Source organism: Shewanella sp. 10N.286.51.B2, assembly GCF_041469265.1.
Taxonomy (GTDB): domain Bacteria; phylum Pseudomonadota; class Gammaproteobacteria; order Enterobacterales; family Shewanellaceae; genus Shewanella.
The window spans coordinates 1-529 of the sequence record NZ_JBFRKH010000096.1; the positions used below are offsets into that span (position 1 = coordinate 1).

The following is a 529-nucleotide window of genomic DNA, read 5'->3' on the forward strand; positions in this document are numbered from 1 at the left end:
CCGCATGCAGGGTGGTGTGGGGGCTGGAGGTTAGATACCTCCGGCTACCCGATTATGCGTATTGCACAACACTACGGTTGTTAAGAGTAGGGTTAATTAGATAGAGGACAGTTTTGATTGCCATAGATAACTTTTACTTCGCCATCACCATACTTGCAAAAAATCTTATCTGCATCCGCGCCAGTACCAGCCCATTGCTCCATTAAAGGTGATGCAAAGCTTGCAGTCGACCAAGAAAGTAGTGATGCCGCGAATAACCATGTTAATTTTTTCATTTGATATCTCCATGTGTCAGATGTTAAAAGCTATGCGGTAGACACATATTACGCATAACAGCTTATTCAATAGCAGCACAATAATGTTCCAGGCTGCTCAATTCAAACTTCAAAGGTACCATCGCTAAGTCCTTGTTGTAAATTGAATATTTTCGCGAATATGTAAGTATTGCTCAAAATACTGCCGGAAAAAGAATGCGTCTTTGTTTACGCGGTCTATACAACACTTTAAACAATTTCGCAGTAGATTGATA

The 529-nt window shown here is 40.8% G+C and carries 1 protein-coding gene; it reads right to left on the reverse strand.

The window, feature by feature from the left end:
• Positions 1-92 precede the first annotated feature (92 nt).
• Positions 93-275 carry a hypothetical protein gene (locus AB4140_RS19305; RefSeq protein ID WP_070049605.1) on the reverse strand — a complete coding sequence of 61 codons (183 nt, stop codon included), beginning with the start codon at positions 273-275 and terminating at the stop codon, positions 93-95.
• Between the last annotated feature and the right edge of the window lie 254 nt (positions 276-529).

Bases quoted from the DNA above. Each gene is read 5' to 3' on its own strand.
- AB4140_RS19305 (WP_070049605.1), bottom strand. From the start codon at position 275: ATGAAAAAATTAACATGGTTATTCGCGGCATCACTACTTTCTTGGTCG.